12 protein-coding genes and 2 pseudogenes are annotated in these 14170 nt (G+C 59.8%); 5 read left to right on the top strand and 9 right to left on the bottom strand.

What is annotated here, in order from left to right:
- Positions 1-583 precede the first annotated feature (583 nt).
- Both FBZ99_RS23315 and FBZ99_RS33230 read left to right on the top strand, forming a co-directional pair.
- Positions 584-1090: an HIT family protein gene (locus FBZ99_RS23315; protein ID WP_145635093.1), complete on the top strand. Its 507-nt coding sequence runs from the start codon at positions 584-586 to the stop codon at positions 1088-1090.
- 619 nt (positions 1091-1709) lie between these two features.
- Positions 1710-1880: a hypothetical protein gene (locus tag FBZ99_RS33230; RefSeq protein WP_173004651.1), complete on the top strand. Its 171-nt coding sequence runs from the start codon at positions 1710-1712 to the stop codon at positions 1878-1880.
- 186 nt (positions 1881-2066) lie between these two features.
- Here the strand turns inward: FBZ99_RS33230 and repC are convergent, their stop codons facing one another.
- From repC to repA, 3 genes are all read right to left on the bottom strand, one after another.
- Positions 2067-3290 (bottom strand): plasmid replication protein RepC, encoded by a 1224-nt coding sequence (gene repC, locus FBZ99_RS23310; RefSeq protein ID WP_145635091.1) that lies wholly within the window; start codon positions 3288-3290, stop codon positions 2067-2069.
- 187 nt (positions 3291-3477) lie between these two features.
- Complete coding sequence (gene repB / locus FBZ99_RS23305) at positions 3478-4512, bottom strand: plasmid partitioning protein RepB (RefSeq protein ID WP_113390869.1); 1035 nt, start codon at positions 4510-4512, stop codon at positions 3478-3480.
- On the bottom strand, positions 4509-5732 hold the full coding sequence (repA, locus tag FBZ99_RS23300; RefSeq protein ID WP_069614999.1) for a plasmid partitioning protein RepA: 1224 nt from the start codon (positions 5730-5732) through the stop codon (positions 4509-4511). Before repA ends, repB begins: the two co-directional genes overlap by 4 nt.
- 355 nt (positions 5733-6087) lie before the next feature.
- Here repA and FBZ99_RS33605 point away from each other — a divergent pair.
- Positions 6088-6297 (top strand): annotated as a pseudogene (locus FBZ99_RS33605) (IS6 family transposase); the annotation flags it as partial.
- A 70-nt stretch (positions 6298-6367) separates the two neighbouring features.
- Here the strand turns inward: FBZ99_RS33605 and FBZ99_RS23290 are convergent.
- The 4 genes and pseudogenes from FBZ99_RS23290 to FBZ99_RS23275 form a co-directional block, all read right to left on the bottom strand.
- Complete coding sequence (locus tag FBZ99_RS23290; protein WP_246661180.1) at positions 6368-7552, bottom strand: serine hydrolase domain-containing protein; 1185 nt, start codon at positions 7550-7552, stop codon at positions 6368-6370.
- 57 nt (positions 7553-7609) lie between these two features.
- Positions 7610-7820 (bottom strand): annotated as a pseudogene (locus FBZ99_RS33600) (integrase); the annotation flags it as partial.
- Positions 7821-8095: 275 nt separating this feature from the next.
- Entirely contained in the window at positions 8096-8263 is a 168-nt protein-coding gene (locus FBZ99_RS33225) for a hypothetical protein (RefSeq protein WP_156090777.1), read from the bottom strand.
- Positions 8264-8369: 106 nt separating this feature from the next.
- Positions 8370-9266 (bottom strand): LysR family transcriptional regulator, encoded by an 897-nt coding sequence (locus tag FBZ99_RS23275; protein WP_145635086.1) that lies wholly within the window; start codon positions 9264-9266, stop codon positions 8370-8372.
- Between the two features lie 90 nt (positions 9267-9356).
- Here FBZ99_RS23275 and FBZ99_RS23270 point away from each other — a divergent pair, with 90 nt between their 5' ends.
- Positions 9357-10328 (top strand): nitrilase family protein, encoded by a 972-nt coding sequence (locus FBZ99_RS23270; protein WP_145635084.1) that lies wholly within the window; start codon positions 9357-9359, stop codon positions 10326-10328.
- A gap of 27 nt (positions 10329-10355) precedes the next feature.
- Here the strand turns inward: FBZ99_RS23270 and FBZ99_RS23265 are convergent, their stop codons facing one another.
- The gene (locus FBZ99_RS23265) at positions 10356-10976 is read right to left on the bottom strand and encodes a class GN sortase (protein WP_186450330.1); all 621 of its coding nucleotides are present in this window, start codon (positions 10974-10976) and stop codon (positions 10356-10358) included.
- Positions 10973-13231, bottom strand: a complete 2259-nt coding sequence (locus FBZ99_RS23260; protein ID WP_145635082.1) for a marine proteobacterial sortase target protein — start codon at positions 13229-13231, stop codon at positions 10973-10975. The genes FBZ99_RS23265 and FBZ99_RS23260 overlap by 4 nt, the downstream gene beginning before the upstream one ends.
- Positions 13232-13401: 170 nt before the next feature.
- Here FBZ99_RS23260 and FBZ99_RS23255 point away from each other — a divergent pair, with 170 nt between their 5' ends.
- Entirely contained in the window at positions 13402-14163 is a 762-nt protein-coding gene (locus tag FBZ99_RS23255) for a helix-turn-helix domain-containing protein (RefSeq protein ID WP_145635080.1), read from the top strand.
- Positions 14164-14170: the final 7 nt, after the last annotated feature.

The raw sequence follows: 14170 nt of genomic DNA, 5'->3' as shown, positions 1-14170 counted from the left end.
CGCGGCAATGTTCGCAAGCCGCGCCGACCGACGTGCTCGGGATGAACGGCGCGCCTGCTCTAGCAGCCGAGTTCCTCGCATGGATACGATGGGCGGCAGCCCCATCTGGTCCATCGAGGCCTGTTCGCCTGGCGTTCATTCGCTCGCGATCCGACTTTCCGCGCGACTTTTTCATTCGCCCGTCCAATCCGGGAATCTTGCTGTTCCATGGAGCTTTCTTCCGGCAGCTCGTTTACGGCGGAAAGCAGTATCATTGCGCGCCCGGTGGTGCTTCCGACGACCTTTCCGGCCGTCGGCGTGCTCGGCCGCCGCAGGATGCTGCTTGCAGACAGGGATGGACATCTATTGGGGCGCACGGGAGAGCCCGCGATCGTCTTGCCGGAGCGGTCTCTTTCACCTCGACCGCCAGCCCGGCAGCAGCTACGCAACCTTCGCAATCAACGCGGGGCCTATATATTCGCCACTCAGCTTCGGCCATCGAAAAGCCAGGAAAACTTCAGCTTGCCGGTTCTGGCCAATGTTATTCACGCCTGGCCAGAAGCATAAATAGCTGACGAATAACAGCTGACACGAAGGAGAAGACATGACGACTGCTTCACGATTTGTGATCGGCGAGAGCGACGGATGGCTTGTGAGCCACCGCGCGAATTCGGCGCTCCCCGGCTATCTCATCGTCGCGTCCAAAGGATTGGCCAATGACCTCTTCGATTTACCCGATGGCGCGCTGCGCGAGATCGGCCCGCTGCTGGCGCTGTCTCAAGCGACCCTGAAACGAGAGCTGGGCGCTCCACGCGTCTATATCGGCCGATATGGCCACATTCCCGGACTTCCCTTTCATTTCCATGTCATCCCCATCTACGATTGGGTGGAGAAACTGTTCTGGCGAGATGGCCGATATCGGATCCTCGGACAATTGGCGGAGGGGGAGGGGGAGACCGGGACGGACGGGGCGGAACTGACCCTATTCGTCTGGCGGGAGTTCTGCGAACGCCGGCGGGCGCCTCCGATCGAGGGACCGAGCGTTTCTAAGACCATCGCTCTCCTGCGCGAGACGATGGGGTATCCCCTGCGGGCCATCGAGTCTGGCTAACCGACAATTTCCTTGACTAATCGGCCTGGTTAGCGTGCTATATTGCACGAAGCGGACGAAATGCTTCGCTTCTCCTGCCCAAATTCGGCACCGCCTAAATATCCGATTTTCAAACAGAATTTTTCCATCGAGAAGCTATCGCGGTATTAGCTTCCATCAGCCATACAGTGTCGACTGAAGCTTCTGACGCATGGAAACGCGTTGTTCCGCGAGCGGCAATCCCGCTCCCGGGACGGGGTAAAACAGCCCGCCGAAGGGCATTTCGGTCAGCTTCTTGGATGAATTCCGCCCAGATTCGCCAATTACCAGATAGCCCGGACCGATAAATCTCCTGGAAGTTCGTGCTCGCGCGCTACCAAGGCTCCAGTTGCGGCCGGCGAGTGGTAGGCCAGCGGCGAGAGATCGGGCGATAAATGCGATCGGCCGGGACCGAGTTTGGCCAATGTACCTCAAACCACGCTCCCTTCGCGTTCACCGCGGACGGCTCCTCGATCGGCGCGATGTCCAAATCGCCTTACAAAATTGTAAGGGTGCTATTCATTTTCGGTTAAGTCTCGATCGGTCATCAAGGTCATGCGTGAACACGCAGCATCAACCCCCAATGCTTACGAGGTTTAACATGAAAAGCCTGCTTCTCTCTTCCGTGATCGCCCTGGCATCCGTTGTCGCCGTCAGCGCTCCCTCTCAGGCAGCTCCATTCCATCGTCATCACCATGATTGCTTCGTGAAAACCGTGAAGCATAAGGTTCATGGCCACTGGGTCATTCGCAAGGAACGCGTCTGCCGGTAATCCACGGCCCGGATCCGAGCCGCCGGCAATCACCGACGGTCAATGGAACGGCCATGGCTGAAAGATTGGCTTTGGCCGTACCATTTGCTGAAAATGACATATCATGCCGCCCACTCGGTAACGCTCGGGCCCTGGTTCAAGGGCCTATTACAATCGTGGATATGCTGGAAGCCGAGCAACCATCCGTCATGAAACCCTCGATTTGGTAGCGCCGTCGCCGATATTTGCTCGAAGCAATGCCATGAGCGCGGGACCAAGTGAAAATTCACCCCGCGTCGCCTTGGAAGTAAGATCTCGCAGATACGCGCCAGCCGAATTGATATGCCCAGATCGCTCGAGGATGCACGCCATCGTCGCGGCGGCGTTTTCCGGCCCCATTATCTCGCAAGCATCCTGATAGGCCGAAGCACCGACGCCCAGCATCGATCGCACGACGACAGCCGCGGACATCAGGTCCCGCCAGTTGTTGATACCGCCCGTCGGTCCATAAGAGCTTATTTCTGGGCATGCCTTCAGCACGAGGCTTAACGGAAAGATCCGCATCGGTTCTTTCCGCGACCTGTCTCTTTCGATGGACCTCGTTTCCAGCTTTGTTCGAAAGCTTGGTTCAAGTTCATTAAGGGATTCGGGATTCGAACTCTGTATGTGCTGCTCATCCTGGGCATCATTGGTGCTATAATTTTCAATTTTTTGCTGCGTTTCCAAAAGGTTGATGATCTCGCGGCGAAGAAGCTCCATGTCTTCGAGAATGCAGACGATCTCGCGGATCGTCGGTGAACGAGGAATGCGGGCGACAATGGCGTTGTAGCTATCCTCGATCAGCGACCAGTCGCCACCGATGCCTTCCCCGCAGGCCGCCGCGATCAATTTGCGGACGTCGCGCCGGCAGATCGTCAGGCTTTCCTTGGCGCGGCGTAGCGCCATCCGTTCCGCCACGACCTGCTGGGCCATGATTGCGAGTTCCTCCGCGCGCGCCAGCAGCGGTGAGACATCGAAGCCGAATGCGTTTTCGATCTCGCCCGTCCTGCCTTTTCTCGCATAGCGCTTACCGTTGGCGCTATCCTTTCTGACGATCAGGCCAGCCTCGACGAGAAGCGCGAGGTGCCGGCGAAGCGTGGCGCCCGCGATGCCGTGAGCGCGCAAGGTCAGCTGCGCGTTGGATGGAAAGACAACAAGCTGGGCGTCCTGGCGCAGCTCGCTTTCCGGATGGAAGCTCAACAGGGCGTCAAGCACGGCAAGGCTGCGATCCTGCAATCCGAGTTTTTGCCGCGCTTCGGATACGTCTCGAAAGACTTTCCATTTATCGACCGACTTGCCGGGTTCGATCCTGTTCACGGCGATCTGTCGCCGAAGCAGGGCAAGCGTCATTGGCCGCCGCCCAAAAGGCGTCGTTACACTTCCATTCTGCATTTTCCTCACCTTCAAGAGGCAAAAGAAATACGATCACCAAAAACGGTGCCAAAGACTCTTGACTGGGATTCGAGGAAATGCGATTCTTCAGTTGCTACATTGAAGAGAAGGCTTCCACGACGGCAACGTTTGGGGGCCTTTTTTCTTTTGCTAGGTTTCCTTTCCAATCAGAAAACCCTGACAGCTGTCAGGGTTTGCGTTTGTCTCTCGAACGAGTGAAACGCTCGACAAGGTCGGGCAGCTCCTCCTCGACAAATCTTACGAATTCCGTACCCAATTTGCCCTCGGCGGAGATTCGAACCTCCCGGGGCGAGGTCATGAACACACCAAGCCTGGCTCCCGATCCATCGGAAATCGCGATCTGGGTGTTGCGCGCCTCGGGCGAAGGCTTGATCGCCTTCAATGCCACCTGAAATCGCTGGTCCGAGGTTTCATCGGCGTCATTGACGTCGGAGAGAGCGGCGCGCACCACCTCAAGGGCATTGGGGGCCGCGGATATTGTCTTGGCCAACTCCAGCCAACGCGGTCGACCAACCTTCGGAGCCCTGCCAATCGCTTCGATGATATCCGCCGGGATCGTGCGATAGACGCTCCGCATTCGCGCGAGCTCCGCGTCCTCGATGGAAAGAGCCGCGTAGATATGGCGTGCCTTGATGCCCGCATCGTCCATGCGCGAGGCGAACAAGGCGCGTTCAATCCATGTCAGATCTTGACGACTCGCGTTTTCAATACCCTGGGCCAGCACCAGGTCGAGATCGGATATCTCGACCTCTATGGCACGCACCGCGCGGCCGAGCTCGAGGGCGGCACGCCATCTGCGATGGCCATAGACAACCTGATACCGATCGCTCGAGGTGGGGTGCCGTCGAACCTGGATCGGAACCTTTTGGCCTTCCTCCTCGATGGAGCGTTTGAATCTCTCGAAATCACCCGGATCGTCGTCGGGCAGGCGATCCGGATAGGGCGAGGCATCGATCACATGTGGATCGAGATCCTGGATCCAGCCTTCGCCGGATTCGACAATGGCGCGCAGTCGATCGCGCTCCGCGCGGATATCGCCGATCGCGCGATGCGCCGCGCCGATCACCCCGGCACCGACGCGTACAGGCTGCGCGGGGACAGGGCTGGAAGGCGACGGTTCTGGCGTGCTCTCGCCGCTTTCCAATTCGGCCGAAAGCAGGCCGAAACTGGCGACGATGGATCGTCTCGGGCTCTTGCTCATTCACGCCCCCAACTTGCATTGATGAGATGAACGATGGCTTCGTTGACGGCGTCGACGGCCTCGCGGGCGCGCTTGTGCGTGTCTCGGCCGATCTGCCCCATCTCGAGTTCGTAGAGGGAACGCTTGGCGAGCCCCGCGGCCTCGACCGCGGTGCTCTCGATCGCCGTCGGCAAGAGAACATCGGTACCGAAGAGATGACGCAGCATCGCGACGACTTGCGATTGCGGCGCATCATTCGGGTCGTGGCGCGTGATCAGATAGCGGATGAAATCCTGGTCGAGCTGCGCGCCGCTTTCGTCGAGCACGCTGATCAGATCGCCCATCATGAGCAGGAACTGGCTCATCGATGCCACGTCCAGCATGGCCGGATGCACTGTGATGATCATGCTCGTGGCGGCGTAGATGGCGCTAAGGGTCAGAAATCCGAGCGACGGCGGCGTGTCGAGGATGACGATGTCGTAATCCTCCTCGACCTCGGCAAGCGCGAGCTTCAGGCGCTCGAAGAAGATGGCGCCGGAGCCGGACCTTTGGGCGAGAACCCGCGGCGTCTCGTGCTCGTACTCCATGACTTCCAGGTTGCCCGGAATGAGATCGATGCCGTCAAAATAGGTTTTGCGGATGATTTCGCGGATCGAGCGCCTCTCGGTCGCCTCGTATCTGAGCGCCGCATAGATGGTTTCGTTGGCGCCGACATCGATTTCCGGCTGGGCGCCGAACATGGCCGAAAGCGAGGCCTGCGGATCGAGGTCGAGCGCCAGCACGCGATAGCCATGCAGCGCGAGATAATGCGCGAGGTGAACGCAAGTGGTCGTCTTGGCGCTGCCACCCTTGAAGTTGGCGATCGCCATCACCTGCAGATGTTCGCCTGGCCGGCGCCGAGGCAGGAAGCGAAGGGCTTCCGCCGGCTTCTGCTTGGCGAACAGCTCCCGCAATTCGTTGATCTGGGCAAGCGTGTAGACGCGGTGATTGTTCTCCAACCTGCTCGGGGTGGGGCCTCGGCCCTCGCTCGACATCAGCTTCAGGGTCGAATCCGGGATCGAGGTCAGCTTGGATACTTCATTGGTCAGGAACTGGCGCAGCATCTTCTCGGATTTCGGCGGATACATCCGCGTTCTGAGCTGCTGGAGCTGACCAGACAGCACAGTCGCATGGCGCGCGATCTTGCTGCCTGCGTTTTCCTTTGAAGGAGCTATAGTCTCCGTGCGGTTCGCTATCGCCATTTGTCCCTCTTGGCGGCCTGTCGCCGGTTTGCCGACCTTTGCCCGCCAGAAGGTAGAACACGATTCTGTCAGGCCGTCCAGAGATTAACGGTTAATGACCGGTTAGCGTGTGACAGCCAAGACCTTGGCCTTTGCCATTTAATGCACTGCTTTTCTTCAATTTTCCGCGGTAAGTCGCCGAAGACGATCGCAGCGATGACTCACACCTTTTGATAGCAAGGCGCGGCTACCGTCGATCGTTCGACGCATATCCGGCTAAGATTAGCGACGAGAATCACTCTACCGGCGTGGGTGAGTCGCCCTCGTTGGCGCCGGCTTAACGACTTTGTCTTGAAGGAGCCGGTATTTGCTGCCCATGACCGAAGCCCAGCCTGCTCACTTCGAACGCCACCCTTTTCCCGCCGAGATCATCGCCCATGCGGGGTGGCTTTGTCACCGTTTTCTGTTTAGTTTTTCGCCATGTTGAAGACCTGCCGGCCGAGCGCGGTATCGACGTTTCGTTCCAGACCGTCACAGAATGGCGGCGAAGCTCGGTCTAGAATTCGTTCCGCAGCTGCCACGGCAAGACCGTAACGGTCAAGCTTCCGTCGAGCCGCTAGCTCTTGGAACCGATAGATGCTTTCGCGCCGGAAGCATTAAACGCCATAAATCGCCCGAACGATATCTCGTGGAAAGGCTCCCATGCAGCCTTCAACCGCCGTGTTGGACATGATCGCCGCCGAAATGCCTTCCAAGGGATCGATGAACCAACTGTGTCCATAAACGCCGCCCCAGCTTACCGATCCCTTCGCCATTGGAACCTCCGCCAAGATGGGATCCCGGATCACCGCACCCAAAAAAGAGAATCCTTCTCCTGGTTTGCCCGGGCGCGGGATGTCGCCAATCTGGTTGAGAAGCGCCGCCCTTGCGGTCTCCGCCTTCAAGATGGGCGCGCCGCCGCCGCGAATGGCTTCGAGGAAGGTGATTAGATCCGGCGCCGTGCCCACCATGCCCGCTCCGCCGGATTGGAAAGCCTTCGGATTGAACAGCCTCGTCGGCGCAAAGGTAAGCGGGTTGCCGCTATCATCCGGAACCAAATGGCGATCGCTCATTCTGACGGCCGTCGGAGCTGCATCGGCGTAGGGCGTGGCAAGTCGCTCAGGATCGCTCACCGAAAAACCGGTGTCGCTCATGCCCAGCGGTCCCGTTACATGAAGACGCACCGCCTCTTCCAGGCTGCAAGCCTCGATCCGCGCTATGACCGCTCCAAGAACGTCAATGGCGATCGAGTAAGACCAAAGTTTGCCCGGTGCGGCCAGCAGCGGAAAGGTCGACAGTCGAGTGAAGTTCTCCTCGAAGTCGAGATCCGTGTCGGCGAGGCCAGCGTTGAACATCCGCTCGGGCGGTGTTGTCTTGGGATCTGCTCCATAACCGAGACCTGCCGTGTGAGTGAGCAGGTGCTGGATGGTTATATCGGCGATCTCTCCATCTGGCTGCCGGGGCCGGAAATAGGGGAGATAATCTCGGGCTCGATCGCTAAGCGCCAGCCGGCCCTTGTCGACAAGAGCCAGGGCCGCCGCCGCCACGAGCGGCTTGGTCACGGAAGCGAGACGGAATATCGTCCGCGTATCGGTGGCTTTTTGGGTTTCTCGATCGGCATAACCAGCAGCGTGGCTATAGACGGTCTCTCCGTTTTGACGACGATCACGACAGTGCCGACGATCTTGCCGGACGTGATCGCCTTTTCGATAACCGCGTCGATCCCTGTCTTCATCGCAACCATCCTCCCCGTGCTCCCGAATAAGCGGTCGTAGAACCGCATATTCCAGCTTGGTTCGCAAGGCGGCGCGGCGCCGATAGCGTCGTGTCGAGCTACAAGCGAAGCCGGATACCGTGACCTAGACGATCAATCGAGCCGCCGGGCCGTTCTTCCGCACGGCATTGTTGTAATAGCTGGCGGCCTGCGCGACTGACTGACTTATGCAGGGACCGCTCCATAGCCTCCCGTTGGGGTATGCCTCGTTCGGCCGCCTCGGTCAGATAAGCCGAGCGCGGGCCGTGTGCCGGGAACGCCTCTGGATCGAGGCCCGCTTGGCTGTGACGCGTTCTTCATAAAAGCACATGTGATCCGCGGATCATCGCCAGTTTCGCTCCAAGGCCATCAATACCTGGCGGTAATCGCTTCGCCGATCAAGGCGTGAAATTCAGGGCGAACTACTATCGCGTCTCAAGCACGGTTAAGACGGCGCCACCTTTCGACACCGCCTCAGTGTAAACATCGCGCGAATATCCGTTGTGGACGAATCATCACCATCCCTTGTCGAAAGGCGGGTCGGCTCTACTTTGCGAATCATCAATGATTTGTGGGGGTTAGTGATTTTGAGTTATGATTGGAGCGGCGTCAGGACCCGGCGCATCAAGGCGATCAAAATGGCGGTTTCCGTGGGGATCGCCTTGGCGATTCTCGGCACTCCGACGATGCTTTGGCTGCATGGTTCGTTTTGACCACCAAGGCGCTTGAACCGTCCGCGGACGACGCCGAGCAGGTTCATGTCTAGCGCCTTTCAGACAATGGGGTTGGAATGCATAATCCCATTCTTGGCGATGAGAGCGGTCGCTTTCATCGCGCAATGCCGATGCGTTAGGCCTTTAACTCGATTACCAGTCGGCCTGCGAGCCGTGGAATTCCAGATTCTTCGATACATGATCGATGAAACGGGCCAACAGCGGGCTCGCATGTTCGCGATGCCAGCAGATCCCAACCGGCCATCTTGATTCCGGTCCGGAGAGAGACTGTTTGTGGCTGGACCCCGCCAATGCCTGCACGCCACGCCAGGGCAGGAATGCTGCGCCCAGGCCGGCGGAAACGATGGCGTGCACGGTTAGTATGTCGTCGGCATATTGGGCGATGCGAGGCTCGAAACGGGCAAGCGAACACCAGCGCCTGATCTGATCATCCAGTCCCGGTCCGCGCGATGGCGAAAGCGCCACGAAGCCAAGCTCGTTCAACTCCGCCAGCCGATCCTGGGCCGGTATTGTCACCCCGCTTGGAAGCACCAGGGCCAAGTGCTCTTCGATAATGGGCATGAAGGCCAGGCCGCTATCCTCCTCCGGCGCCCGGCAGAAGCCGATATCAAGCCTGCCGTCGAGCAGGCGCTGATGCTGTTCCCGCGACGGCAGATCGTTGAGCGTGATGCTGCAATCGGGTGTCGTCGCACGAAAGCCGGCGATCAGCCGCGGCGCCACGACAAGGGTCGATATTCCAAATCCGATATCGAGGTATCCGGTAAGGCCGGCCATGGCGCGATGCATCTTCCGGTCGACATCGTCGTTCAATTGAAGAAGCGGGCGTGCTTCGCGCCGCAGAAGTTCTCCGAGAGGTGTCAGTTTGGCGCCATGGCGGCCACGCTCGAACAATGCTCCGCCGATCGCGGCTTCCAAGGCTTGAATCTGCTTGGTCAAGGTCGATTGGGTGACGAACAGTTTCGCCGAAGCCTTGCCGTAGTGGCCGGTGTCGATCAATTGAACGAAGGATCGGAGGAGCTTTATTTCCATTCTGTCCAGGAATAATTTCAATCAATAAAGTCATTTTACGAAAGAAAAGCCGCATGGTCAAATTGCTTCATAGCGAAAGGAGCAATCGACATGGCGCTCAAGATTTCATCCGTGCAGTTTCAACATCGGGCCAATGACAAGGCCTTTAATCTCTCTCGCGTGGAGCATTTCACGGAAGAAGCCGTGCAGGCCGGCAATCAGCTTGTCGTCTTTCCCGAGATGTGCATCTGCGGATATTGGCATGTTCCGAAACTCGATAGCTCTGCGCTGCGGGCGCTGGCGGAGCCGCTCTCCGGTCCTTCGATCAGCCGGGTAGCCGCGCTCGCGCGTAAGAAGGGCATCGCGATCGGCGCCGGCTTCCTGGAATTGGGTGAAGACGGAAAGCTCTATAACAGCTACGCGGTCTGCATGCCGGCTGGCCCCATCCATTGCCATCGCAAGCTGCATGCCTGGGAGCATCGCCTCATTTCCAGCGGCGATGCCTTCACGGTCTTCGATACACCTTGGGGAATTCGGGCCGGCATCCTGATCTGCTGGGACAATAATCTGATCGAGAACGCGCGGGCGACCGCGCTGCTTGGCGCCGAGCTCTTGATCGCGCCGCATCAGGCTGGCGGCGGGCATTCGGTTAGTCCGCACGGGCTGAAGCGGATACCGGTCGAAAAATGGATCAATCGCCACGAAGATCCGGAGGCGATCGAGGCCGAATTTCGAGGACCAAACGGTCGGGAATGGTTCATGCGCTGGCTGCCGTCGCGCGCCCACGACAATGGAATGTTCCTCGTCTTCAGCAATGGCGTCGGACAGGATGAAGACGAAGTGCGCACCGGCAACGCCATGATCCTCGATCCCTATGGTCGGATCCTGGCCGAAACCTGGGCGGCCGCCGATGCGAGGGTGAGCGCTGAAATCGATCTGGCCTTGCTCGACAAGTGCACGGGCCAGCGCTGGATAAGAGGCCGCCGTCCGGAGCTCTATGGTATCCTGACGCAAACCAACGCCAACGGTCTCGCCCCAATGGATGCGCGTTACTCGGAAGCGTCTACCCGCACCGGCGGGTAGGGTTGATTTCCATATCCTGGCCGTCGTCTATTTACCCGTCGTTCCTTCGAGATCGGCATAGACCAGATAGCGCAGCGGTCCCGAGGTCACGGCGTCGAAGGGAAAGCAGGTCGCCAGCACGAGATGGACGCCGCGCGCGTTGGGGTCGATCTCTGCTTCATCCCAGCGGGCAACGGCCATGCGGGTCACGCGGAAAGTGAAGGTCCGACCATCGCTGCGTGTGATGCGGATACGGTCGTTCACACGGATATCTTTCAGGAAAGTGAAATGGGTATCGCGGTGCGCCGCATAGACGGCCGTACCCTCTTGGCCCGCTTGCGGGGTATTGTCGAGATGACCGGGGCCGAAGGCAAGCGCCTGTCCGCTCGCACCCTTGAGCGCGATGGCGGAAACGCCAAGGCGTGGAACTTCGATACGCGCCACCGGCCAGGTGTCGGCCCAGCTCCAGGGCTTGACCGGTGCGCCTGATATCACGCTCTCGGCGAATGCGCGCTCCAGCAGAAGCTGCGCCAAGGCCGCCTTGGCGTAGATCCAACCCCCCTGTGCGGCGAGGAAGAGACCGGCGGCGATGAGAATGCCGGCCGCGAAAGTCAGGAGGGAGCGCGCTGGCGCGCTCCCGATGGTCTGGATGCGAGTGGCGGCGATCATGCCCGGCTCCTTCGCGATGCGAGGACCAGCAGCGAAGCTCCACACAGAAGGGCAAGCAATCCCTGGAGAATGAGAAGCATTCCGGGCGTTGCGGTCTGCGGCAGCGAAACGCTGGCCGGAGCCGGCGCGGAGATGGGTTCAAGCTCCGCATCGCCATCCACACCCTGCGACTTATCAGCTGTCTGCTGATGTTTGTTGTCGGCTTTCGCATCCCGCGCCGCACCGATGCCGAGGAGCTTGTCGTAATCCCAGCCCGCGGGAAGCTGCAATGGAATGTCGGCCTGTGTCAGCGGCGCGTTTGCCGGGCGCAGACGCTTCGTATCGACAGCGACGAGACTTGTGAGGCGCGTGACCAGATGATGGTCGAGTGCCAATCGCAGGATACGCTTGTCGGCATCAGCCTGCGTGATCTTGCCGAGCGTGAGATTGACCTCGGCGTCATCGATCTGGCGGCGAGCCCAGATCTTCGAGATGCCCTTGGCATTGCTTGCCTGGTCGAGCGGCAGGGAGATCGTCCACGCGCGATCGCCGATCTCGCCGCTGACGGTCAGGGTTCCGGCTGCCTTTCCCATCCGGGCCGCCAGAACCAGCGGTTCGCCATGGTAGATGTCGGGCAGGAGATTGGGCGACAGGTTGACGTTCTTTTGCGAAAAGGCGGCCGCGACGTCGGTGACAGCCGGGTTCTCCAGCTTGTCGAAGAGGGCGCGCATGTGCTCGTTCACCTCGGCGACCGAACCGATGTGGGTGAAGCTGCCCTGGCCTAGTTCGGCGGCGCGGTTCATCAGGTACGTGTTCGGCGCCGAGCCGATGCCGACCATGAAAATACGAGAGCGTCCCCGCGATTTCGCGATCGCATCGAGAAGCTGCTGCTCGTTGCTGACCTCGCCGTCCGTCAGGAACACGACCTGGCGCAATCCGCTGGCCTGGTGGCTGTCGTCGAGCGCTGCTTGAAGCGGCGGCAGCATTTCCGTTCCGCCAGCAGCTTCCAGGCCGGTGACGAAGCGGCGGGCCGAGGCGATATTGTCGGCCGTTGCCATCACCGAATCGGAGAAGAATTTGGTCATCGTGTTGTCGAAGCGAATGACATTGAAGCGATCGTTCGGCTCGAGCCGGGACAGGGCATAATCGAGGCTCGCCCTTGCCTGTTCGATCGAGGTGCCGCCCATCGAACCGGAATTGTCGATGACGAAGACCACTTCGCGGCCGGCCTTTCGCGGCGTCGCCACCGCCGGCGGCATTACATAGGCAAGCACATAGTCATCCTGGCCGACATGTTCGCGGAAGAGGCCGACGCTTGGCATATTGCTCGCGACGGCGCTCCATTCGAGCACGAAGTCGCGATCGGCGGTCGCATCGCCATCAAGGACGATCCGGCGCTCGGCGTCGGTGACTTTGTCGATCTTGACCGCGTGATAGAGGCTTTTGACGTCATCGAGCGGGAAACCGGCGTTGAGATTGACCTTGAGGGTGACAGGGTTGGTGCGATCGCCGCCAGGAGCCATCAGGGGTGCCGAGATGGATTTGTCGCTGACCACACGCGATGGGCGCTGTTTGGACTGACCCCAGCCGGCCTTTAGATCTGCCTGCTGCGTGATGGGCGATGCGTCTTGCGGGCTGTAGCGCGGTGCGACGACGAGCGGCACCCTTAGGGAGAAGCGACCGTCCGCCAGGCGGACCGACTGCTGATATTCGATCTGCACGACGATCTTTTCATGCGGGCCAATATTCGCGACCGCATTGGCGAAGACATTCGGGCGCTGCTGTTCAACCAGGGACGCCTTCTTTCCTTCCTTGCGCGCTTTCTCGTATATGGCACGCGCGGCCTGCTTCTCCTTGATATCGGCGACAACGACCCGGTTGCCGACGATCATCTTCAGGGAATAGACCGCGCTGTCTTCCGGAAGTGGAAATACGTAGAGGGCTTCGACCCATTTGTCGGTCGTGTTCTCGAATGCTTGCGTGAGCACCGCGCGTGCCGTCGGTCCGTTGACGTCGAGATCGACATCGGTCGCGAGCCGGGGTGCCTCGATATATCTTCCCTCTTCCTTGGTCTGAAGAAGAAGGCTGCCCGCGCCCATTTCGTTTGGCGTGACGAAGGCTGCGGGTTGCGCGCGCGATTCCAGGGGATGCAGGAGCGCGAAAACGACGGCGAGTACCGGCAGCAGAATGGCATTGCTGAACCAGAGCAGCAGGCCGAATCCGATGAGGAAATTCTGCCGCTTCTGGTAGCGCGAGACGTGTGGTGAGGCTGACATGACAGGCTCCTTAATCGCTGGTGGAATGACTGAAGCCATTGTGAACAAAGGCTATTTTCTCGCCAGCGTAAGCTTTGCCCTCTTTCGTCCGCATCTTGCCGCAAACGGTCTTGCCGGTTACGGCCATGTGTGGAATTGTGAAGAAAATTACGTAATCAGGAAACGAGTGAATGGTCCAGGGCGACCCCTATTTGTCCGACAGCCAGAACAGCGCCGTGGCGGCGCGGGTTCGCGAAGAGATCGCCCGACGGCGCATTTCCAGGCAACGTCTTGCCAATGATGCGCGCATTAGCCTTTCGACCTTGGAGAAGGCTCTTTCGGGCCACCGGCCCTTCACGCTGGCGACCCTCATCCGGCTGGAGCAGGCGATGGGCGTCGTGCTGCGGGAACCGGCGGGAACACAAGCACCTGTCGTCAAGGACAGGCCCGGCCATGCCCCCGAGGAACTTGGTGCCTATTCCCGCGCCTCGGTTTCCTGGCTGGAAGGCACCTACCTGACGCTCCGTCCGTCCTTCGGCGATGCGAAGGCGATTTTCGCCTATTGCACCGAGATCGCCTGGGATGAAGACGGGACCTGCCTGAGCTTCCGCGAACGCGAGCGCAGCGACGCCTCGTTTTCACAGCAGGGCTCGGTGTCGGTGCCGCACTTGTCGGGGCATATCTATTTGGTCACGAATTCGTCGGGGCAGTATCGCATGGCGATATTGTCGAGACCCAGTATAACCGGCGAGATGTTCGGCTTGCTGACGACATTGCGCGCCGGGCAGGGCTCGCATCTCACACCCGTCTCGACGCCGCTCGCCCTCCTGCCGATGGCGGCATTCGCGCAACCGTCGCTGGGCCGCGTCCTGGCGGGCGATCAGAATCACCAGGCATATTCGGCCATCATGCATAGAATTACCGGAGAAAATTACGCCGGCTTCATCGGGTAGGGGCGCC

It is taken from the genome of Rhizobium sp. ERR 1071 (assembly GCF_007828675.1).
In the GTDB taxonomy this organism is placed as follows: Bacteria; Pseudomonadota; Alphaproteobacteria; order Rhizobiales; family Rhizobiaceae; genus Rhizobium; species Rhizobium dioscoreae.
This window is presented reverse-complemented; position numbering and strand designations above follow the sequence as displayed.